Below are 21,488 nucleotides of genomic sequence, written 5' to 3'. Positions count from 1 at the left end.
TTTTTAATGTGCTGTTAAAATAAGAGGACCGTTTTTCGTAATCGCAAGCGTATGTTCAAATTGAGCGGATAATTTACCGTCTGTTGTACGAGCAGTCCAACCGTTTTTATCCATTTTAGAATGCCATGTACCAGCGTTTACCATTGGCTCAATTGTAATAACCATACCTTCTTTTAAACGTGTACCTTTGCCAGCTTTTCCGTAGTGAAGAATTGTAGGCGCTTCGTGCATGGTATTTCCAATTCCGTGTCCTGTGAAGTCACGTACCACAGAGAATCTTTCACCTTCTACATAGCTTTGAATAGCGTGGCCGATGTCACCTGTACGATTTCCTGGCTGTGCTTGCTCGATTCCTTTTAAAAGCGCTTCGTATGTAACATCTACTAGACGCTGTGCTTCGTCTGAAATGTCTCCAACGGTATGAGTCCATGCGGAATCTGCTAAGCCTCCGTTTAAATTTACAACCATATCAATGGTTACAATATCCCCGTCTTTTAACGGTTTAGTTGTTGGGAAACCGTGGCAAATTTCATCATTTAAAGAAGCGCACGTTGCATATTGATATCCTTTGTATCCTTTTTGTTCCGGCGTTGCTCCGTGCTTTGCTAAGTACTCTTCAACAAATGTATCAATTTGCATTGTTGTTATGCCTGGTTTGATCATTTTAGCGATTTCTTTATGACAAGAAGCTAATAGTTTACCTGCTTCGTGCATTAAATTAATTTCGCGTTCACTTTTTAATGTGATCATTGTTGTTCACTCCTTTTTTGATGTAACTTTAAGAAAAAAGTTGAGCAGCGGTTATAGCGATGAAAGTCGACTATTCATCAGTTGATTCTTCTTTATTTGAAAATCTAAGAAATACAGGAACCGTCTGCTATTGGGCGATATAAAATCATCCTTAATCATAACGCCCAATAGTAGGAAAATGCAAGATGCAGGCTTAAAAAGGAAGGGTTTGACGATAGGCATGTAGGGAAAACTGATAAATGAACGTTGAATTGGAGCATTCTCTATAACAAATGCGGTATGATATAGTAAAATAAATGAAACAAAACAATTCTTTAGGAGGGGTATAGGAAAATGAGTGAACATGGAAAATTTATTGGATTTGCAGGTACATATACAAAAGCAGGCAGTGAAGGTGTCTATACATTTACTTTAGATACGAAGGCTAAAAAGATTGTAGAAGTAAAAGCCGTGGCTAAAATTGAAAATCCTACATACTTAAATGCAAGCAAAGACAACAAACATCTTTATACAGTTATTAAAGAAGGAGAAAAAGGCGGAGTAGCTGCTTTTAAGGTTGATCCAAACACGGGGCAACTAAAGTTTGTAAACAAACAGCTGCTAGACGGCGCGCCTCCTTGCTACGTTTCAGTGAATGAAGATAATACGCTTGTTTTATCTGCTAACTTTCATAAAGGGAGCGTTGAGACGTATTCTGTTAATGAAGAAACAGGAGAAATTGAATATGTAGCATCCGTAGTGGAACATCCTCATTCAGACCTCAAAAAAGGACAAAAAGGAAAACCACACGTACACTATGCCGATTTTACTCCTGGAGAAAAGCACGTGGCCGTTGTGGACTTAGGTATTGATGAAATCGTGACATATGAAGTGGAAGAGAATAAATTAAAAGAAGTCAACAGCCTTTCTACATCCGTTGGTTCGGGCCCTAGACATTTAACGTTCCATCCAAATGGCCGCTATGCCTATGCCATGACAGAATTCAGCTCTGAAGTTTTATTTTTAACTTATGACGAAAGCAAAGGAAGCTTTACTCAACAACAAGCTAATTTAGCGATCCCGGCTGATTTTACAGAAAATAATCAAGGGAGTGCGATCCACATTTCTTCAGACGGCCGCTTTGTCTATGCAGGAAACCGCGGACATAACTCAATTGCAACATTCAAAGTAGATCAGGATTCTGGACAGTTAACATTTGTAGAATGGACAGGCACTGAAGGCGACTGGCCGCGCGATTTTGTTTTGGATCCAACCGAACAATTTATTGTGGCGTCTAATCAAGAGACAGGAAACTTGGTGCTGTTTGAAAGAGACCAAGAAAGTGGAAAGCTAACGCTTCTTCAATCTAACGTTACGGTTCCAGAAGCTGTGTGCGTAAAGTTCCTCCATTATAAGTAATCGATGTAGACAATAAAGCATAATCAAAGAACGATTATGCTTTATTGTCTAGACCTAAGCGCCTGTCACTTCCCTTGCGGGTTTAGTGCCATCCGCTTAGGTGAACCTTTGAGGGAATAGTCAGGTAGTGTGTGTTTCTTAGCATCCTTTATAATCTATCTATATATGGAAGAAAAGCCCTTTTGGAGGGCTTTTTTTTCTGGGATTATAGTAGAATGAAGAGAGAAAGCATGAAAGGCTGAGGTGATAAGTGTGGAAAATATATGTGAGTATCCAATTGTACAGGCTCCCATGGCAGGAGGAGTTTCGACGCCTAAACTAGCTGCAGCGGTATCTAATAGCGGAGGGCTAGGGTTTTTAGCTGCGGGATATAAAAATGCGTGTGAATTGGAGCAGGAAATTATAGAGATGCACTCACTTACGAAAAAACCTTTTGGAGTGAATCTGTTTGTTCCGACAAATGAAAAAGTAGCAGTTGATACACTTGATTGTTATCAAAAAGAACTGTCAAAAGTAGCTGAATATTTGGAGTGTCAAGTTGGTATACCAAAGAATGATGATGATGAATGGAGCGCCAAGCTCGACATCATTCAAAAACATCGAGTACCTGCTGTGAGCTTTACATTTGGGTGCCCGGATCGAGAGGTTGTAGCAAGTTTAAAAGGAATTGGAAGCCGTGTTTTCGTTACGATTACAACACCTCAAGAAGCCGAAGTGGCTTTGAGAGCAGGAGCGGATGCGCTATGTTTGCAAGGCATTGAAGCCGGTGGCCATCGGTCTACTTTTTTAGAGAGTTCGATGGACTATCCGCTTATGAATTTGCTAAAAGAAGTTCGCTCAATCACTAAAAAGCCATTGATTGCTGCGGGAGGGTTGATGACGGGGTCTGACATCAAGCGCGTGCTACAAGAAGGAGCTTCTGCTGCACAGTTAGGTACGGCTTTTATTTGTTGTCCAGAAAGCGGAGCGAGTGCTCTTCATAAAGAAAGCATTCTTCAAAAGCGTTTTAATGAAACAGGTATCACATGCGCTTTTACAGGGAAGCGTGCTAGAGGATTTGTGAATTCTTTTTTTATTTCCTATGATAAATCGGCACCATCCGCTTACCCTCATATTCATTACATGACAAAGCCTATTCGAACAAAAGCTACAAGAATGAATAATCCAGAGTACACTTCTTTGTGGGCAGGAACCGGGTTTGCGATGGCAAAAGAACTGCCGGCACATCTTATTGTGGAAGAGCTTGTACAAGAATTAAATAAATGATGAGAATTACGGAGTTGCTTGTTTTAAGTACAAGCAGCTTTACATAAAGAAGGTGAATTCATAGTGCAAAACAAATTTACAATTGGGCAAATGGCCAGACTGCACGATATTCCGATTAAAACACTTCGTTATTATGATGAAATTGGTCTATTTGAGCCTCATGAAGTTGATCCGCAAACCGGATATCGTTATTATACGTTAGAACAATTTAAGAAATTAGATATTATTGTCTATTTAAAGCTTATGGGAGTTCCGTTAAAAGAAATTAAAAGAAAGATGGAGCACAGCAGCTTGGATGAATTTATTGAAACCTTAGCGGAATATCAGAAGGTAACAAAAGAAAAAATTCGTCACCTTCAAAGAGTGAATGCGCAGTTAACAACTCGAAGGAGGGAATTAGAAAAGACGAGACATATTAACCAAATAGGAGTCCCATTCATCAAACACCTTCCTTCTCGTGAAGTTGTGCAAGTAAAAGCGGAGGTAGGTACGTTAGACGGGACTGAAAGTGTTCTCCGTGATTTAAAAAAGAAAATCAGCCATATTACTCCGATTATGATTGGAAAAGTAGGATTTATGCTGTCGGTGGAAAACACCCAAAAACACCAATTTACAGATTACGATGGCATTTTTTTATTAGTCGAAAGCGATATTTCTTTTAAGCATGAGCTCGTTACGTTAATACCTGAAGGTGATTACGCATCTATTTATATGAGAGAAAAGAGAGATACCACAGGAGTCTATTACGATACGTTACTAAGCTTTATCCATGCGGAAGGATACAAAGCAGAAGGTCCTTTCTTAATTCGGCGGATTGTAGATTCATTTATTTCTCATCATGAAGAAGAGCGGCTGACGGAAATTCAAATTCGAATTACGTCTTGACTATCCAGTAGCTGGAGGGTTTAATATGAGACTATTGTAAAACCGCTGAAGGGAGAGACAACAATAGATGAATCAGCAAAGTATTTCCCAAGGAATGTCTTTAAGCCGAGGAAATCGAATTTTATTTATTTTAATCTTGGGCTCACTAAGCGCATTTGGGCCGTTATCAATCGATATGTATTTGCCAGCGCTGCCGACGCTTGCGAAAGAATTGCATACTTCAGCTTCTTTAGCACAGGTCAGTCTAACGTCTTGCTTATTGGGCTTGGCATTTGGGCAAGTGGTAATGGGGCCATTCAGTGATATCCGCGGAAGGAAAAAGCCGCTTGTAGCAGCATTAATCACTTATGCGGTTGCCTCTGTTTTATGCGTGTTTGCGCCTTCTATTTGGATTTTTATCGTTTTACGATTTATTCAAGGCATGGCGGGAGCAGCAGGAATGGTTATTTCAAGAGCAAGTGTGCGAGACTTGTTTTCAGGTTCGGATTTAACAAAGTTTTTCTCCATGCTTATGCTCGTAAATGGTTTAGCTCCTATTTTGGCTCCGGTTGCCGGTGGTCAGCTGCTGACGGTCATGTCGTGGCGCGGAGTATTTGGCGTGTTAGCTGTAATTGGTGCACTAATGTTTTTTGCCGTTTTATTTGGCTTGAAAGAAACGCTGCCGGCTGAACGCCGTAAAGAAGGTGGATTAACAGAAGTACTGCGTACATTTGGCGTATTGCTAAAAGATGGTGTCTTCGTGGGATATGCGCTGGCGCAAGGTTTTATTATGAGCGCTATGTTTGCTTATATCTCAGGTTCTACGTTTGTTCTTCAAGACATTTATGGACTGTCTCCGCAGATGTTCAGCTTTGTTTTTGCTATTAACGGTTTTGGTCTCATTATAGCTACTCAAGTGACAGGACGTTTAGCGGGTAAAGTAAAGGAAGCTACTCTTCTTGTGTATGGATTGCTTCAAGCAGCCGTTGGAAGCGTGCTTTTAGTGGCTGTGATTGCTACTCACACGTCCGTTATTTTGGTCTGCATCTTGCTTTTCTTTGTTGTATCAAGCGTAGGAATTGTGAATACAACCGTTTTTTCACTTGCTATGCAAAATCAAGCTTCTAATGCAGGGAGTGCTTCAGCGCTTCTAGGATTGCTGCCGTTCTTGCTCGGAGCAGCCGTAGCCCCTCTTGTTGGACTTGGAGGAGGGCAGAATGCTCTGCCGATGGGCATTGTGATTATGGTCTGTGATTTATTAGCATTAGGTGTGTACATGACGTTAGTCAGACGGAAAACTGCATCATAAAAAAGCTACTTGGCTCTCAACAGCCAAGTAGCTTTTTTTAGTTATTGAGCTTTGTGCTCGTTCTTTTCAAACGGCATTGTGACACCGAGTTTTTGAATTTCTTTTTTTGCATTTTCTAAAATAGTCTCGGCTTTAGCTTTTGTTTCAGCATCTAAACCATTGAGAAAATCTTTCTTTTTAGCAGGAAGTTGAACACCAAGTTCTTTTAATTTGGCTTCAGCTTGTTCCTTAGTCAGGGTGCCGTCGCGAAGCTGATCCATAATAGCTTTGGCTTTTTTCTTAGTGGCTGCATCGAGATTGCTAAAAGGGTCGCCTTTATGTTCAGGAAAATTAACGCCAAGTTCTTTTAATTTGGCTTCAGCTTGTTCCTTAGTCAGGGTGCCGTCGCGAAGCTGATCCATAATAGCTTTGGCTTTTTCCTTTGTAGCCGCATCTAAATTGCTGAAGGGGCCTTCTCTGTGCTGAGGTAAGCTTACGCCGAGTTTCTGTAAATTTTCCTGTGCTTTTTTCATAATATCATCAACTTTTTGTTGTGTTGCATCATCCGTATTTGTTGTAATGCCATTTGTTCGCTCTACAACTGTTGAAGAGCTTGTTTCATTTTTGCTTGCTGCAAATGCCGTGGAGTTTGCAGCGGCCATAACTCCTAGTGTTAAACCGCTTGCCATGATATAACCGAATAGTTTCTTTTTCATGCTGTTGTCACTCCTTAAAAGTTATAGGGGTGTGGTACAGAGCTGTCCACAATTGTTAATGTAACCACCAATAGTGAAAAAATGGTGAAAATAGATAAAAAACGAAAAAATATAGACGTTTGTTGAACACTACGGCTCTTTTATTGGATAACAAAATGAAATTCGATATGATTTTATTTAAGTAACAGCAAAAAAGAATGGAGATTTTATATAGATGAACGTTCGTAAAAAATTGGCAATAGCTTTGATAGTTGCGATAGCGGTAAGCCTGTTATTTTTGTTTCGCGATGAGTTGAAGCCGGGTCCAACGTTAAAAGATTTTTCAGGAGCAACTGAGTTACATCCTGTCGTAGAAGAAAAGAAAAATAAACTTGTTCAACAAGCAAACGACCAAGGAATCTCGATTGTAATTACGGAAGGTTTCCGTTCAAAAGAAGAACAAGATAAGCTTTATGCAAAAGGCAGAACGGAAGAAGGTAATATTGTGACTTATTCAAAGGGCGGGCAGTCTTATCATAACTATGGATTAGCTATTGATTTTGCTATTCGGTTGAAAGATGGACGAGTTGTTTGGGACATGGAATATGACGGTAATCATAACAATCAATCTGATTGGATGGAAGTTGTAGATATCGCAAAAGGTTTAGAGTTTGAATGGGGAGGAGATTGGCAAGGTTTTAAAGACTATCCGCATTTTCAAATGAATCCGGAAAATATAAAAGACCACACACGCTAATAAAGCGTGTGTTTTTTTAGAGGGGTAATATAATTTCACTATATTTATGTCAGAACCTCTAACAAGAATAGAAGCTTGTATTTACTTTTTTTATTAATTTACCGTCAAGGGAATTAGGTATATCAATATAATAAAATTATAGGTAAATAATTAGAAAGAGGGGTGATTAGAGAGAACTGCTCCATAAAAATGAAAGACAATTCGTATAAAGATATGCGTTAACTAATATAATCTATTGATTAAGCTTATACAAGTACCTTCAGCCTAGCGAACGTATGCTTACATATCGGCAAATGCCAACAAAACCTTTTATTTTTCTAGCATATTTTATTTGAAGATAGTTCATTTTGATTACAAAAAAGAGATAATTTGTCAACTGTTGACTTTGCTTTAAGGGTAAGAATATAATTTTTAACATATTTTAAATATTTTAAAAATTTAAATATTTATTGTTGTTCGCAGATTAGGAGGAGGAAAATGATTGTTTTTGACGGAGTGAACAAGTATTACGGTGATTTTCACGTATTAAAAGATATCAATTTAACGATTAAAAAAGGGGAAGTTGTCGTCGTAATTGGGCCGTCGGGTTCGGGTAAAAGCACGATGCTGCGATGTATAAATTATTTAGAAACAATATCTAACGGACAATTGACGGTAAATAATATATTGGTAGCGGATAAAAAAACAAATATTAATAAACTGCGCCGCAATATAGGTATGGTGTTTCAGCATTTTTATTTATATCCGCACAAAACGGTTTTAGAAAATATTACTTTAGCACCTATGAAAGTACTGGGACAGTCGTCAGAAGAAGCTAAGAAAACAGCTCTATACTATTTAGATAAAGTAGGAATCGGTGAAAAAGCCAACGCCTACCCATCCCAGCTTTCAGGCGGTCAGCAGCAGCGTGTAGCGATTGCGAGGGGACTTGCGATGAAACCAGAGATTATGCTTTTTGACGAGCCTACCTCTGCCCTTGATCCAGAAATGATTGGAGAAGTGCTGGATGTCATGAAAACATTGGCTAAAGAAGGAATGACGATGGTCGTTGTAACTCATGAAATGGGGTTTGCGAAAGAAGTAGCAGACCGGATTGTATTTATGGATCAAGGAAAAATCTTAGAAGAGGCAACTCCGGCTGAGTTTTATGAAAACCCGCAAGAAGAAAGGGCACGTTTATTTCTTAGCCGTATTTTAAATCATTAATTGTTTAATAGGGGGAGTATAATATGAAGAAATCAAAAACGTTTTTAAAGGCAGCTGTGCTTTCATTAGCAGCGGCTATGATGTTAGCGGCTTGTGGAGGGAAAAGTGAAGAAACGAGTGGATCATCAGCTAAAAAAGATGCGCTCACTGAAATCAAAGACAGAGGGAAAATTGTCATTGGAGTTAAAAATGATACGCGTTTATTTGGCTTGAAGAATCCAAAGACGGGTGAAGTAGAAGGTTTTGATGTTGATATTTCTAAGCAGCTGGCTAAAGAGATTTTAGGAGATGAAAACAAGGTAGAATTTAAAGAAGTTACGTCCAAAACAAGGGTTCCTCTTCTTCAAAAAGGAGATATTGACGCTGTTGTTGCGACAATGACTATTACAGACGAACGTAAAAAAGAAGTAGATTTTACGGATGTATATTTCCAAGCCGGACAGTCTCTGCTTGTGAAAAAAGGCAGTAAAATTAAAAGCATCGATGATTTGAAGAAAGGTACTAAAGTGTTGGCTGTTAAAGGATCAACTTCAGCTATTAATATTCGCGAAAAAGCACCAGAGACAACGGTATTAGAGTTTGAAAACTATGCAGAAGCATTTACCGCTTTAAAATCTAAGCAAGGAGATGCTTTAACAACTGATGATGCTATTCTTTATGGAATGGCTGATGAAGATCCTTCTTATGAGTTAGTAGGAAAGCCGTTCACAGAAGAGCCTTATGGCATTGCTGTGAAAAAAGGAAACAAAGAGCTTGTAGATGCATTAAACGATGCGCTTAAAAAGATGAAAGACTCTGGAAAATATGATGAAATTCACGACAAGTGGATCAAACAATAAGCGTACAGTTTTCTTTTCTCAGGATGAGCAGCATTATGCTCATCCTGCTTGTTTAGTTGAAAGGAGGAAGAAAATTGTTGGATTTTTCAATTCTGACGAACAATATGGATCTTTATTTAGAAGGTTTTAAGTACACCATTATCGCCAGTCTGATCGCTTTAGTGGCCAGTTTTGTACTTGGTACGATCATTGCGGTAATGCGAATAGCCCCTCTCAAAATAGTAAATGTAATTGGTACGGTCTATGTAGAGTTCATTCGAAATATTCCACTCGTGGTTATCGTCTTTTTTATTTTTATTGTGGCAGGAATCAGCGGTACAGCAGCTGGAGTGCTGGGACTAACTATTTATACGGCAGCTTTTATAGCCGAAGCCATACGAGCAGGAATTATGGCTGTTCCGAAAGGGCAGCTTGAAGCGGCTCGTTCATCTGGCCTTACGTACGGTCAGGCGATGCGGTTCATTATATTACCTCAAGCGATTAAAATCGTCATTCCTCCTCTTGGGAATCAATTTATTAATTTAGTAAAAAACTCATCCGTGTTAGGGATTGTTGCTGGCTTTGATTTAATGTATCAGGCAGATCTCGTTTCCTCTCGAACTTACGTAGTGTTTGATGTGTATATTTTTGCGGCTCTGTTCTATTTGGTTTTAACCATTCCGTTGAGTTTAGGAGTTGGTTATCTTGAGAAACGTCTTGGTAAAATAAGCTGAAAGGAGTGAAAGTGATGGATTTTATGGGTGCTTATTCTCCTGATCACCTTTCCTTCTTAATGGAAGGGTTTTGGGTCACTTTAAAAGTAGCATTTATTTCAATTGTATTAAGTTTTCTTATTGGCAGTATAGTAGGTATTTTAAGGTATGCTCGTATTCCCGTTTTGTCTCATGCGCTTGCTTTTATCGTAGAAATTATCCGGAATTTGCCGCTGCTTTTAATCATCTTTTTTACATACTTTGCTTTACCTGAGATCGGAATTGATATGGAAATTACGTCAGCAGCGATTGTGGCCCTCACTGTATTTGAATCTGCTATGATTTCAGAGATTATCCGAAGCGGATTAAAATCAATTGAAAAAGGACAAATTGAAGCAGCTCGTTCATCAGGTTTAAACTATTATCAAACGCTTCGTTTCGTTGTGCTGCCACAAGCTTTGCGACGAATGGTACCTCCTTTAGTTAGTCAATTCATTTCATTATTAAAAGATACATCGCTTGCAGTGGTCATCGCACTTCCTGATTTGCTCCACAACGCTCAAATTATTTACGGACAGAAACAAAGTTACGTGGTGCCGATGTTTTTGATCATCGCCATGATGTATTTTATTGTGAATTATGCTTTATCAATCATTGCACGAAAATTAGAAGTCAAAAGAGTATAGAGGCTCTTTTGACTTTATTTTTGGAAAATAAATAACATTGACAATGTATCGATTCAACGCATAAAATGACTAAAGTAACAGTGGTTAAACGGAATCATTTTCATTCATTATATAGAAGAAAAAAACAGTGTTGGTAAAACCCCTACTGAACATCCGGTAGGGGTTTTTGAGCAAGAAGTGATTTGGTTAAACTAACACGTAAAATAACCAGAAGGGACGGGCATCATGGAAAAACAAGATCAAAATTTAAAAAAAGGTCTGTTGCCTCGTCATGTGCAGCTCATTGCACTTGCCGGTATGATTGGGACAGGAATTTTTAAAGGTAGTGCTGATACGCTCGGTATTGCAGGACCAAGTGTTGTACTAGCGTATTTATTTGGCGGTCTTATTTTATTTATTGTAATGACAGCACTAGCGGAGATGGCAATTGTCTATCCGAATATGAACGTACAAAATTTAGTGCATAAGGCATTTGGTACGCAAACTTCTTTTATTGTAGGATGGCTGTACTGGGTGAACTGGATTGTCGTGACAGTTGTTGAACTGCTTGCGGGAGGAAGCTTTTTGAAGTTTTGGTTCCCTTCTGTACCTCTTTGGCTCTTAAGCTTTCTCTGTGCAGTGCTGATTGTAGGGATGAATTTATTTCAAGTGAAGTATTACGGAGAAATTGAGTTTTGGTTTGCGGGTATTAAAGTAATTGCTCTTACCGCTTTTATCATCTTGGGAGCTTTTATTTTATTCGGTGTGATTCCGAGTGAAGTGCAAAACCCTTGGGCAAATTATACGGCTCATGGAGGCTTTTTCCCTCACGGCATGAGCGGTGTGCTAAGTGCCTTTTTAATTGTAATGTTCTCTTACGGCGGAGCTGAACTAATTGGTGTGGCCGTAACCGAAACAAAAGATGTAAAAAATGTGTTACCGAAAGTAATCAAAGGCACAGTATGGCGAGTAATTGGTTTTTATATTTTGCCTATTTTAATTATTTGCGGCCTTATGCCTTGGAATTCTGTATCAGGGCAAGAGAGTCCGTTTGTGCAAGTGTTTAGTATCACCGGACTTCCGGGTGCGGCTCATATTATGAACTTTGTTTTATTGACGGCCGTTTTATCAGCAGCGAATTCAGGCATGTATGCAACGTCTCGTACGCTCTATGCTATGGCTCAAAGCGGAGAAGCGTCAAAGCGCTTCTTGAAAGTTTCGAAAAACGGTATTCCGATTAATGGGTTGATGACTACAGCTGCTTGTATTTTAATAGGTGTGTTTTTAGCCTATAAAACGCCGGATAATGTAATTAGTTATTTAATGACTATTCCTGGCTTCACGATTATTCTTATTTGGGTAAGCATTTGTTTAGCTCAATTAAAGCTGCGTAAAGGGTATAAAGAAAAGCCGTTTTTCGCATTAAAGTGGTTCCCTTATACAACGCTTTTTGCAACAGCGGCACTGCTTGTTATTTTTGTATCGTTCATGTTTAACAAAAACAATGTGATTGGATCAAGCGTATGTGCGGTTATCTTAGTCGTACTCCTTATTTTTTCATTTATTAATAAAAGCCGAAAAGAAAAAAAGTTTGAAGTATAGCAAAAAGGCAATATACTAGAAAGACGAGGGTAAAGACTTGTCTTTCTTTTTTTGCGGAAATTTCTGCATCACGTTACATATTTCTAGATGAAATGTTTAGTTAAATAAATAAAGGATGAGGACTACAATGGAATCAAATAATGTATTAAAAACAAACTCAAAGAAGAAATCAAAGCACTTAGCCACGATTTCTTTGGCGATTATGGGAGTGGGCTTCGTTGCCACAATGCCTTTTGGTGATTCAATTTGGGGTCGGTTGCTTCAAGGTGGATTCGAAGCTGGATTAGTCGGCGGCTTAGCGGATTGGTTTGCCGTTACGGCTCTTTTTCGTCACCCTTTAGGCATTCCTATTCCGCACACTGCGCTGCTTCCTAAAAACAGACAGCGTATTACAAGAGGGTTAGTCTCAACGCTTGAAAACGACTGGCTGTCAAAGGAAAGCATTCAAGAAAAAGTAAAAAGAATTGCGTTTACAAAACGTTTGCTTCCGATTGTTCGAAAAGGCGTTCATTCGGAAACGATTCAACAAAAAGGAACAGCACTGCTTGTTGATGCGATTAATCGTGTGGATACAGACAAAGTAGTTCCTATTATTGAAAAAGAGCTTAAATCATCGCTTTCAGCAATAGAGTTAAAACCTATCGTGCATTCGATTGTCGGAGAAGTGGTGAAAAATCAGTATGATGAAAAAGCGCTTGATGTTCTTTTGAATAAAGGAGAGAGCTGGATTCAAAAAGAAGAAACGCAGTATCAGCTCGGAAGTATTGCTAAAAATGCGCTGGATAATATTGAGCTTGACGGTATTTTACAATTTGCTCTAAAATCATTTCAAAGTATGATTAACGAAGAGAAGCTAGGGTCTATTTTGCAAAATCTACTGCTTTCTATTACAGGTCGTCTTCGTAACGAAGATGATGAATACCGCCTTGCTTTGGTAAATGGAATTAGAAAAGAGCTGAAAGGCTTGGAGCAGAATGAAGAACTTCTTGAAAAATTAGAAGCATGGAAACAAAAAACGATTAATGAATTAAATGTAACGAATAAATTAACAGAAATCGTCGATAAAATGAAAGCGAAAGTGACGGCATTCATTGAAAGCCCTGAATTTATGAAAAGCTACGCCGTTCCTTACGTGGAGAGCTGGCTGAATGCTCTTGAAGCGGATGCACAGCGTCAAGAAGCAATTGATACGACCATTCAAAAGCAAATCATGAGCTTTGTAGAAGATAATCATTCGAAAATTGGACAGCTTGTTCAAGAAAACTTAGACAAGTTAGATGATGAAACGCTTGTTGATATGATGGAAAACAATGTCGGAAAGGATTTGCAGTGGATTCGAGTGAACGGCGCTCTATGTGGATTCTTGATTGGTATTGTGTTAACGGTTATTAAATTAGCGGTATAAAAAAGCACGCTCCTTTTGGAGCGTGCTTTTTCTATTAATCATCTATTTCTACACTGATTACCTCACCGTTTTTGGCATCTACTGAAACAGTTGCCTCACGTTTAGCGGCTGTGTCAATTTCAATTTCATATACTAAACGGTCGTTTTCTTGGTCTAAATCCGTTTCATTGACGGTTCCTTTAGCACTCTTTAAAGCTGTTTTGATTGCTTGATCTAATGAAATAGCAGGGGAAGCGTTTTGGAGATTCTCTTCTTTCTCATCTTCATCGTCTTTTTGATCTTCATCAAATTCAATGATTTTACCGCTGTTGCTGTCAATATCTACATCGTATTCTTTATTACCTTTTGTGATGTCTACTTCATATTGTTTAACGCCGTCATCTACGGCTAATTGGATATTTGTAATGTCACCGCCGTCTGTTTTTTGAAGAGCAATGTCTTTTGCCTTTGCTTCTTCAATCGTTGTGGTTTGCTTCTTGTCATTGCTTTTTGGCTGATCTGTCATGGCATATGCACTTGCACCTAATCCACCGACTAATACTGCACTGGCTAAAACGGTTGTAATAACTTTCATATGTTACGGCCTCCTTAGTTTGTTGTTAAGACTATCTTAGCCAATGAACTTTAAAGGAAAAGAAGAAGAAGTTTAAAATTTTCTTAGAAATAAATAAAGGTGTATAAAAAAAGCACAGCTTTCCGCTGTACTTTTAATCGTCGTCATTTTCATAGGTGATGGAATCTACATGCCCAGAGTAAGCATTTATCATCACTTTAGCTTCTCTTGTTTTGGACTGATCAATTTCGACTTCGTAGAAGGTCTGATCTTCTTCCTCTTCTATTTCAACTGAGGAAAACGTTCCTTTTACTTTTTGTAAAGCAATATCTCTTGCTTGTTCCATTGAAATGAGAGGCTCGTCGGATGTAGGAGAAACTGGTGGCTGCTCGCTCTTTTTTTGTTCTTCTTCTGTATCATTTTTAGTTTGAGTAGACGTTTGTTTCTCTACTTTTTGTTTGATTAATGACTGGACTTCTCCATTTTCTCCATTTACTGTGATGTGGTATGGAATATCATCTTTAAGCAAAGTGATTCGATAAATCGGTTCATCATCTTTTTGAGAAAAGCTTGCATTTTCAATCGTGCCGCCGTATTTCTGCTGAATCATACTGCTGACGTCAGATTCGGATAAAATAGTATCAGATCGATTCATTGCTTTTGCGATTCCGTAAAAGCAAGCTGAGCCAACGGCAAGAAAGATAAGTATAAAAAGCACCGTTTTCTTCATACATTCACCTCCAGTATCTTAAAAAGTAGTATAGCAGGCAATTCTTAAAAATCTCTAAGAAACGGTGAGAAATTAAAGAGGAAAGCAAACCGTTACGGATGTCCCTTTTCCTTCATCGCTGCTAATCTCAATACGTCCGCTATGGGCTTCTACAATCTTTCGAGCAATGGATAATCCGAGTCCTGAACCACCAGTTTCTCGATTTCTTGCTTTATCTACGCGAAAAAAGCGTTCGTACACGTTTGATAAGTCTTCTTTTGGAATACCAATTCCTTGATCTGTGACCGTAATCATAAAGCTTTCGTTTCTTGCTATAGTTACTTCTACCGCTTTTTCACTATATTTAATGGCATTATCTAACAGGATGTATAGCAGCTGCTTTAACCGTTTTTCATCGGCTGTTACAATTGGATGATCAGTTTTTACGCTTAAATAAATGGTTCGTTCAAAGGCTTGTTCTAGATGCTTGATTGTTTGTGTACATATGGCGGCCGCATCTACGTGTTCCATGTGAAGCTCCCACTGAGATTCATCTTTCGCGAGTACCAACATTTGAGACGTAAGCTGTTTCATCCGCAAAGACTCCGAGTGAATGGCTTCGATGGCTTCTTCTAAAATGTCTGGCCGCTTCATTCCCCAGCGTTTTAGCATATTGGCATAGCTTTCTACCACGGTAAGGGGTGTTTTTAATTCATGAGAAGCATCCGATACAAACTGCTCTTGCTTTTTATAGTTTTCCTCTAATAAATCCATCATATTATTGAAGGTATTGGCCATTTGATCTAACTCGTCTTTAGAAGAAGAAGAAAGGTCAATTTTTTTGAACGTGCGAGACACTTGAATCTCTTCCATAGTATGAATAAGAGATTTGATAGGCAGCAAAATAATTTTACTTAAAAGCCGTCCCGCAAATATAGTTGGAATCAATATAACAAGAGAGGCAATAAGCAAGATAAATTTTAACGTCTGTAAAGATTGTTCCACGTCTTCGAGTTGTTCCGTGACTTCCAAAGAAACGACTTCACCGTTCGTCCAAATGACGGGAGTATGTGAAATCGCGTATAGATGGCCGTCGTCTTCTTTGATTGTTGTTTGTTCATTTGAATAATAGGAATAAGGCAGGGCCTGAAGCTTTTTCGTTTGATCAGTAACGGATACAACTAAAGGGCTGCCCGACTTAGGTAAAATACGAATCATTCCGTTAGGAGGCAAATAAGCACGAAGCAAATTGGATTGTTTAACTGTCGAACTTGTTTGTTTGAGACCATTTGTTACGTTGCTTGTTTCTGCTTGCAAACGTTCAATTGCATTGTCTTCCATGGTTTTCTTGAAAATAAAGTAAACCGAACTGTTTGCAATTACTAGCAGAATAAAAAGCAGCGCAGTTGATGTAAGGATAATCTTTGTTTGCAGTTTCATGAGCTACTCCTTAAGCATATAGCCAACGCCGCGCACTGTTTGAATGTAGGGTATTGAAAATGGAGCATCAATTTTTTTGCGCAAATATCGAATGTATACGTATACAATATTCGTGTCTCCGTAGTAATCGAATCCCCATACGTTTGTAAGAAGCTGTTCAAAGCTTAGCACTTGATTGTTGTTTTGAAGCATATAGACAAGCAAATCATACTCTTTCGGAGTCAGCTCAATGGCTTTATTTTCACGCGTGACTTCTCGCGTTTTTTCGTTAACCACTAAATTGCCTAGTTGGAGAGCGGCCGTTTCTTGTTCAGCAGGCGATGTTGATGCAGGATGGCGAAGCCATACGCGAATGCGTGCAAAAAGCTCTTCAATTTGAAAAGGCTTTGTAATGTAGTCGTTCGCTCCTAAATCTAGTCCGCTTACCTTATCAGGAAGGGCGTCCCGAGCCGTTAATAAAATAACGGGCGTTTGATCATCATTTGTTCGAATACGACGAAGTACTTCGAGACCGCTCAGTTCAGGAAGCATCACATCTAAAAGCAGCAAATCCCAATCGTGTTCTTGAAACTCTGCTAACCCTTCCGTCCCTGTATAAGCCATGCCCGTTTCGTACCCTTCGTGTTCAAGCTCGAGCTGAATCAAACGAGCAATTTTGCGCTCATCTTCTACAATTAAAATTCTGCCTTTACTCAAAAAAATTCCCCCTTGTGTCTATGTATAGTTGCGTACATTATAGCACGGGGATGATTGAGGTGTATAAAAGCAGCTGGAGTTTAGTCCGGCTGCTGATTGGTTGAAAGAGGAATATGCAGGGTAATGGCAGTTCCTTGGTGAAGAGTAGATTTCACTTCGATTTGCCCTTTATGAAGTTCGCAAATGGCCTTTGCGATGCTCATGCCAAGTCCAGCACCTTCTGTTTTTTCGGTTGTATTTGTGCCGCGGTAATAGCGGTCAAATAAATTTTTCTGCGTTTCTTCATCCATTCCAATTCCATCGTCTTGAATCATAATTAAGATGTGGTCATTTTTTATGGCCGTCGAAATTGTAATAGTGGTGTTATCAGGGTTATGCTTAATAGCATTAAAAATTAAATTATCAACCATTCGCTCAAACCAGCGCGTGTCAGCTTGAATAAAAGGTTGAAGATGAACAGGCACATAAGAGAATTGAACATTTTTAATGGTTCGATCGTTAACGAATTTTAAAACAATATGCTGAAGTAATTGATGAACGTCCACTTTTTTTGTTTCTAAGACAACGACATTATTTTTAAGCTTAAAGGCCAGTGAAAAATCTTCTACAAGCCCCACCATATACTCACTTTTGTCACGCAGCGTTTGGCCAATTTCTTTTAGCTCTTCTTCGTCCCAATTGTAATGGCCGCTTTCCAGCATATGCCCATATCCTTGAATTGTTGAAATAGGTGTCCGCAAATCATGAGATATTCCCGTCATCCATTCTTCACGAGTGGTCTCTAGCTGCTTTCGTTCTTTTTCAGCCAAGCTAAGCTGCTCTGCCATCTCATAAAAGGCTGTAATTACTTCTGAATAGAGGCGATATTGAAAACGTACTTTTCCATTCTTCCGAAAGACGCGCTTCCGCTCTTTTTCTGTTAGCACTTCTGAATAGTTTCCGCTTCCCATACGTCCGAGCCAGCTGGTGAAGAGAAGTAAGGGCCCGCCGTAGCGAAAAGCGTTCCAGATTGAAATAGATATAGTTGCTAAAAGAACTGAAGCAGTAACAACAACTGCGCCAATTACTAGTTTTCTAATAATTGAGTAGTCAGAAATAGTTTGATGTTTGTTAGGGGTATGAAAAATCCATGAATAATTTTTCTTTGAATCATGAAAAATTGTAGCTGTAGATTCATATTTGTCTTTTTCAATTTTTCGGGAAATAATGTCTAAAGGCTCATACTGCTGTTTTGTTTTGGGCATTCGAAAGGAAGAGATAACTTTGCCTTGGTTGTTAATAACTTGCAGAGAAGCATCCTTACTTAATAACTGCTTTTCCAATTGAGGTACTTTTTCAGTTATTGGAAGGCCGCCTTGGCTGTAATTTTTATATAAATCGTATAACTGGTCTTTTAATTCATTTTTATAGCCTAGTATGTAGTATGTGGGTTGTACAAGAAACGTATCCAGTTCTGTGACGATATGATAGTCTCGAAATTTTTTCTGTTTTTCAATATCGAGAAGTTGATTAATTGTATAATGTTTAGGGATATTTTTAGGAGTATTAACTTCTCCAATTACATCTCCTTTTTTGTTTACCACTTGATACCATAGGTTTTCACTTTTAATTTCTTTCGTTAAATCTTTCGGTATAGTAGCTTTTCCATTTTCAATAACTGTATCAGTCGTTAACATGCTTAGGGAACCTGTAGGAAAGTCTCTTCTTATATCTTGATTTGTAAGATATACAGCTATAAATATAAAACAACAAAAAATAACACAGCAAATGCAAATAGAAGTCATAATAAACTGAAACGAAAAATGAAAGGTCAATCTTCTTTTAATTGATTTCATAGTGCTTTTCCGGTCACTAATTTATATCCAAGCCCTCGTACTGTAACTAAATGTTTTGGGGTGCTGGGGTTATCTTCGATTCTTTCTCTGATTCTTCGAATATGTACGGTTACCGTATTATCGTCTACGAACTGGTTATATCCCCAGACGGCTTCAAGCAGCTGTGATTTAGAAAGAACAATATTCATATTTTTACAGAAATGAAGGAGCAGCAAAAATACTTGTGCGGGGCAAGCAACCGTTTGACCATCTACAATGAGCTCTCCAGCGGATTCATCTATGATAAAACGATCAAACTCATAGCGATTTGAAGGCTGTGATTCCATTTTTACAGGATTTCTTTCGGTCAGCGCTTGTTTTCTGCGCAGTCGTGCTTTAATTCGTGCCGCAATTTCTAAAGGGTTAAATGGCTTGGTTACGTAGTCGTCTCCGCCCATGGCGAAACCTGTTAACACATCCAAGTCAGATACTTTGGCTGTTATGAACAGGATATATGCGTTTGAGAGCTCACGAATTTTAGGACAAATATCAAATCCGCTTTTATCGGGAAGCATGACGTCCAACAAAATAATATCAATCGTTTTATTATGTAAAACATCTAGCGCTTCTTGAGCGGTGTGAGCTTTATAGATTTGGTTGAATCCTTCTTTTTTTAATACTGTCTCCAACATTTTGACAATAGCAATTTCATCATCAACTAGCAATATAGATGCATCTTCCAATATAAATCACCTCTGTTTCATTTCATACGTATTCGATTTTAGCATAAGAACATTACGAAAAGATTAACAAAATTGGAAAATGTTAAAGAAAAGATAATCTCCCGTTTATTTTCTTGAAAACTTCATTTCATATACTAAATATACAGACACATAGTAAAGGAGTTAAAAGGATGAGTAATGATTTTAGGCGAGTTAAAGTAATTGATAGTATGAGAGGATTCAGCTTGTTTGGTATTTTACTAGCGAATATGCTGATTTTTCAATATGGTATTTACGGAAAGGATATGATTCATCTCTTCTCGCTATCACCAAGTGATTCAGCAGCCTATGTCTTTTTAAAAGTCGCGGTAGAAGAAAGTTTTATGCCAATCTTTACTTTTTTATTTGGCTATTCAATGGTGAAGATGAAAGAAAGCTTAGAAAGAAGGCAGTTAGGAGTAAAAAGGCATTTCTTTCGCCGCTTTCTTCTGCTTCTAGGGTTTGGCCTGCTGCATGGAGTACTTTTATGGGAAGGAGATATTCTTACGTTTTACGGAATGATGGGGATATTTTTATTAGTTTTCTTTTTAAACCGTAAAGCTAAAACGCTGTTGGTATGGGCATCAATTTTGTTGATTCTGACCGGAGCGGCTGGTTACGGTTCATTACACGATAACATGTATCTTCTTAGTGATAAACAAACGCTTACCACATACGTAAAAGATACGATTCATGTGTATGGAAGTGGAACTTATGAACAAATTAAAGACCACCGCAACAATGTTGATCCGATGAATATAGCAGGATATAAATTTGCTTTTGCCTTCTTGTTTACACCATTTATAATGGGTGCTTTGTTTTTGTTTGGTATGTATGCGGGGAAGAAAAAGTGGTTTTACGACGTTTCAGCTAATCAAAAACAGTATGGCCGTTGGGCGGCCGTGTTGGTTCCGCTTAGCTTGCTGTTAAAAGGAACTATGTACGTATGGCCAGATGCTAATTGGGCTGGTTCTACACATATGTTAGGTGGGAGTCTCTTATCTCTTGGTTATATTGCAGGCTTTGCTTGGCTATATGCGAAATACGAGAAGTCATTTTTGATGAAGGCTTTTGAAAGCGTAGGCAGGATATCGCTTAGTAATTATTTAATGCAAACGGTTATATGCACGACGATTTTTTATGGTTATGGATTAGGTTATTTCGGAAAGCTCGGCATGATTGCAGGGGTTTTTGTCTGCATAGGTATTTACGGAATTCAGCTTATCGGCAGTTATATGTACGTGCAAAAATTTAAAACTGGACCGGTGGAAAAGCTGCTGCGCATATGGACAAATTTTTCTTGGAGTGGAAAGCCAAAAGAGAAAAAAACTTTACCGTCAGAAGTAAATCATCCTTTTGTTGGATGATAGCAGTCAAACTTATGTCAAAAGGAGATTTTAAAAATGTGGGCCATTAGTATAAAAGAGTTTCAAAGCTTATTTAAAAGCATTAAATCAATTATCGTTATTATAATCGTATGCGGTGCTTCCTATGGAATAGCCCATATAGTCAGTCAACTTGGAGGTCAACTGACGAGCGCACAGATTCGAGATGGAGCCAACGGGGGAATTTTGGCGATGCTTCTCGGGTTCGGACCTCTGTTTATTTCAAGTCTTTCTCATAATGTTATTAATCAAGAAATTAAAACAAGGACGGCAAGGTTTTTAGTTACTAAAACATCAAGAGAGCGTATTGTACTAGGGAAATTCTTAGGTATTTGTTGTTTCTGGCTCGTTTGTATCTCTCTTTCATTTCTATTGATTGCGTTTATTTCGCATCATTTTTCTTTTTATATATTTTTAGAGTGCCTACTATTCACTATGTGCATGATTTCATTTGTATTAATGCTTTCAGCTTTGCTGCCAAACCCAACTCATACTATGTTTTTATCAATTATTTTATCGTTTGTTCTACCGGTACTGAGTGGATGGAGCATATTTTCATCAAAAGCGTACATTGCATGGTTTAAGTATGTGACACCCTACTACTATTTAAAGTTGGAGAAAGGGTATCTAACAGTTCTTCTTATTTTTGCAGCACTTTGTTTATGTACGGCACTTTGGAGTTTTAAAAGGAGAGAAGTATAAT

21 protein-coding genes are annotated in these 21,488 nt (G+C 38.4%); 13 read left to right on the top strand and 8 right to left on the bottom strand.

Annotated elements, in window-relative coordinates:
* Positions 1 to 3 precede the first annotated feature (3 nt).
* Positions 4 to 750 (bottom strand): type I methionyl aminopeptidase, encoded by a 747-nt coding sequence (gene map, locus N178_RS10145; RefSeq protein ID WP_045292037.1) that lies wholly within the window; start codon positions 748 to 750, stop codon positions 4 to 6.
* 333 nt (positions 751 to 1,083) lie between these two features.
* On the opposite strand from map, the gene N178_RS10140 reads away from it, so the two are divergent.
* The 4 genes from N178_RS10140 to N178_RS10125 all read left to right on the top strand — a co-directional run bounded on the left by N178_RS10140 (position 1,084) and on the right by N178_RS10125 (position 5,587).
* On the top strand, positions 1,084 to 2,148 hold the full coding sequence (locus N178_RS10140; RefSeq protein ID WP_045292036.1) for a lactonase family protein: 1,065 nt from the start codon (positions 1,084 to 1,086) through the stop codon (positions 2,146 to 2,148).
* Positions 2,149 to 2,400: 252 nt separating this feature from the next.
* Positions 2,401 to 3,414 carry a nitronate monooxygenase gene (locus tag N178_RS10135; protein WP_080890168.1) on the top strand — a complete coding sequence of 338 codons (1,014 nt, stop codon included), beginning with the start codon at positions 2,401 to 2,403 and terminating at the stop codon, positions 3,412 to 3,414.
* A gap of 63 nt (positions 3,415 to 3,477) precedes the next feature.
* On the top strand, positions 3,478 to 4,299 hold the full coding sequence (locus N178_RS10130; protein ID WP_045292035.1) for a MerR family transcriptional regulator: 822 nt from the start codon (positions 3,478 to 3,480) through the stop codon (positions 4,297 to 4,299).
* A 67-nt stretch (positions 4,300 to 4,366) separates the two neighbouring features.
* Complete coding sequence (locus N178_RS10125; RefSeq protein ID WP_045292034.1) at positions 4,367 to 5,587, top strand: multidrug effflux MFS transporter; 1,221 nt, start codon at positions 4,367 to 4,369, stop codon at positions 5,585 to 5,587.
* A gap of 41 nt (positions 5,588 to 5,628) precedes the next feature.
* Here N178_RS10125 and N178_RS10120 read toward each other — a convergent pair whose 3' ends face one another.
* Positions 5,629 to 6,282, bottom strand: a complete 654-nt coding sequence (locus N178_RS10120) for a hypothetical protein (RefSeq protein ID WP_045292032.1) — start codon at positions 6,280 to 6,282, stop codon at positions 5,629 to 5,631.
* 214 nt (positions 6,283 to 6,496) lie between these two features.
* Between N178_RS10120 and N178_RS10115 the strand changes: the two genes are divergently transcribed.
* From N178_RS10115 to N178_RS10085, 7 genes are all read left to right on the top strand, one after another.
* Entirely contained in the window at positions 6,497 to 7,018 is a 522-nt protein-coding gene (locus N178_RS10115; RefSeq protein ID WP_045292031.1) for a M15 family metallopeptidase, read from the top strand.
* 477 nt (positions 7,019 to 7,495) lie between these two features.
* Complete coding sequence (locus tag N178_RS10110) at positions 7,496 to 8,224, top strand: amino acid ABC transporter ATP-binding protein (RefSeq protein WP_028410185.1); 729 nt, start codon at positions 7,496 to 7,498, stop codon at positions 8,222 to 8,224.
* 23 nt (positions 8,225 to 8,247) lie between these two features.
* Positions 8,248 to 9,063, top strand: a complete 816-nt coding sequence (locus N178_RS10105) for a transporter substrate-binding domain-containing protein (protein WP_025752892.1) — start codon at positions 8,248 to 8,250, stop codon at positions 9,061 to 9,063.
* Positions 9,064 to 9,137: 74 nt separating this feature from the next.
* The gene (locus tag N178_RS10100; RefSeq protein WP_045292030.1) at positions 9,138 to 9,776 is read left to right on the top strand and encodes an amino acid ABC transporter permease; all 639 of its coding nucleotides are present in this window, start codon (positions 9,138 to 9,140) and stop codon (positions 9,774 to 9,776) included.
* 14 nt (positions 9,777 to 9,790) lie between these two features.
* Positions 9,791 to 10,441: an amino acid ABC transporter permease gene (locus tag N178_RS10095; protein ID WP_045292029.1), complete on the top strand. Its 651-nt coding sequence runs from the start codon at positions 9,791 to 9,793 to the stop codon at positions 10,439 to 10,441.
* 225 nt (positions 10,442 to 10,666) lie between these two features.
* Positions 10,667 to 12,022: an amino acid permease gene (locus N178_RS10090; protein ID WP_045292028.1), complete on the top strand. Its 1,356-nt coding sequence runs from the start codon at positions 10,667 to 10,669 to the stop codon at positions 12,020 to 12,022.
* 127 nt (positions 12,023 to 12,149) lie between these two features.
* Entirely contained in the window at positions 12,150 to 13,427 is a 1,278-nt protein-coding gene (locus tag N178_RS10085) for a DUF445 domain-containing protein (RefSeq protein ID WP_045292027.1), read from the top strand.
* 34 nt (positions 13,428 to 13,461) lie between these two features.
* Here N178_RS10085 and N178_RS10080 read toward each other — a convergent pair whose 3' ends face one another.
* The 6 genes from N178_RS10080 to N178_RS10055 all read right to left on the bottom strand — a co-directional run bounded on the left by N178_RS10080 (position 13,462) and on the right by N178_RS10055 (position 19,382).
* The gene (locus N178_RS10080; protein ID WP_045292026.1) at positions 13,462 to 14,001 is read right to left on the bottom strand and encodes a PepSY domain-containing protein; all 540 of its coding nucleotides are present in this window, start codon (positions 13,999 to 14,001) and stop codon (positions 13,462 to 13,464) included.
* Between the two features lie 133 nt (positions 14,002 to 14,134).
* Positions 14,135 to 14,710: a PepSY domain-containing protein gene (locus tag N178_RS10075; RefSeq protein WP_045292025.1), complete on the bottom strand. Its 576-nt coding sequence runs from the start codon at positions 14,708 to 14,710 to the stop codon at positions 14,135 to 14,137.
* 72 nt (positions 14,711 to 14,782) lie between these two features.
* Positions 14,783 to 16,129, bottom strand: a complete 1,347-nt coding sequence (locus N178_RS10070; protein ID WP_045292024.1) for a HAMP domain-containing sensor histidine kinase — start codon at positions 16,127 to 16,129, stop codon at positions 14,783 to 14,785.
* Positions 16,130 to 16,132: 3 nt separating this feature from the next.
* On the bottom strand, positions 16,133 to 16,825 hold the full coding sequence (locus N178_RS10065; RefSeq protein ID WP_045292023.1) for a response regulator transcription factor: 693 nt from the start codon (positions 16,823 to 16,825) through the stop codon (positions 16,133 to 16,135).
* An 80-nt stretch (positions 16,826 to 16,905) separates the two neighbouring features.
* Positions 16,906 to 18,501, bottom strand: coding sequence for a sensor histidine kinase (locus N178_RS10060; protein WP_237758435.1), 1,596 nt, complete (start codon positions 18,499 to 18,501; stop codon positions 16,906 to 16,908).
* Between the two features lie 155 nt (positions 18,502 to 18,656).
* Complete coding sequence (locus N178_RS10055) at positions 18,657 to 19,382, bottom strand: response regulator transcription factor (protein ID WP_045292021.1); 726 nt, start codon at positions 19,380 to 19,382, stop codon at positions 18,657 to 18,659.
* A gap of 170 nt (positions 19,383 to 19,552) precedes the next feature.
* Here N178_RS10055 and N178_RS10050 point away from each other — a divergent pair, with 170 nt between their 5' ends.
* Both N178_RS10050 and N178_RS10045 read left to right on the top strand, forming a co-directional pair.
* Positions 19,553 to 20,767, top strand: coding sequence for a DUF418 domain-containing protein (locus N178_RS10050; RefSeq protein WP_045292020.1), 1,215 nt, complete (start codon positions 19,553 to 19,555; stop codon positions 20,765 to 20,767).
* Positions 20,768 to 20,794: 27 nt separating this feature from the next.
* Positions 20,795 to 21,487, top strand: a complete 693-nt coding sequence (locus N178_RS10045) for an ABC transporter permease (RefSeq protein WP_272946321.1) — start codon at positions 20,795 to 20,797, stop codon at positions 21,485 to 21,487.
* The last annotated feature ends 1 nt before the right edge of the window (position 21,488 follow it).

The organism is Priestia aryabhattai B8W22, assembly GCF_000956595.1.
Classification (GTDB): Bacteria; Bacillota; Bacilli; order Bacillales; family Bacillaceae_H; genus Priestia; species Priestia aryabhattai.
The sequence above is the reverse complement of the archived record's forward strand: the minus strand, read 5'-3'. Positions and strand labels throughout refer to the sequence as shown.

Excerpts from the sequence above, each read along its gene's own strand:
- N178_RS10080 (WP_045292026.1), bottom strand. The coding sequence starts at position 14,001 with ATGAAAGTTATTACAACCGTTTTAGCCAGTGCAGTATTAGTCGGTGGA.
- N178_RS10075 (WP_045292025.1), bottom strand. The coding sequence starts at position 14,710 with ATGAAGAAAACGGTGCTTTTTATACTTATCTTTCTTGCCGTTGGCTCA.
- N178_RS10060 (WP_237758435.1), bottom strand. The coding sequence starts at position 18,501 with ATGTTAACGACTGATACAGTTATTGAAAATGGAAAAGCTACTATACCG.
- N178_RS10050 (WP_045292020.1), top strand. The coding sequence starts at position 19,553 with ATGAGTAATGATTTTAGGCGAGTTAAAGTAATTGATAGTATGAGAGGA.
- N178_RS10110 (WP_028410185.1), top strand. The coding sequence starts at position 7,496 with ATGATTGTTTTTGACGGAGTGAACAAGTATTACGGTGATTTTCACGTA.
- N178_RS10085 (WP_045292027.1), top strand. The coding sequence starts at position 12,150 with ATGGAATCAAATAATGTATTAAAAACAAACTCAAAGAAGAAATCAAAG.
- map (WP_045292037.1), bottom strand. The coding sequence starts at position 750 with ATGATCACATTAAAAAGTGAACGCGAAATTAATTTAATGCACGAAGCA.
- N178_RS10105 (WP_025752892.1), top strand. The coding sequence starts at position 8,248 with ATGAAGAAATCAAAAACGTTTTTAAAGGCAGCTGTGCTTTCATTAGCA.
- N178_RS10070 (WP_045292024.1), bottom strand. The coding sequence starts at position 16,129 with ATGAAACTGCAAACAAAGATTATCCTTACATCAACTGCGCTGCTTTTT.
- N178_RS10095 (WP_045292029.1), top strand. The coding sequence starts at position 9,791 with ATGGATTTTATGGGTGCTTATTCTCCTGATCACCTTTCCTTCTTAATG.
- N178_RS10120 (WP_045292032.1), bottom strand. The coding sequence starts at position 6,282 with ATGAAAAAGAAACTATTCGGTTATATCATGGCAAGCGGTTTAACACTA.
- N178_RS10115 (WP_045292031.1), top strand. The coding sequence starts at position 6,497 with ATGAACGTTCGTAAAAAATTGGCAATAGCTTTGATAGTTGCGATAGCG.
- N178_RS10125 (WP_045292034.1), top strand. The coding sequence starts at position 4,367 with ATGAATCAGCAAAGTATTTCCCAAGGAATGTCTTTAAGCCGAGGAAAT.
- N178_RS10090 (WP_045292028.1), top strand. The coding sequence starts at position 10,667 with ATGGAAAAACAAGATCAAAATTTAAAAAAAGGTCTGTTGCCTCGTCAT.
- N178_RS10140 (WP_045292036.1), top strand. The coding sequence starts at position 1,084 with ATGAGTGAACATGGAAAATTTATTGGATTTGCAGGTACATATACAAAA.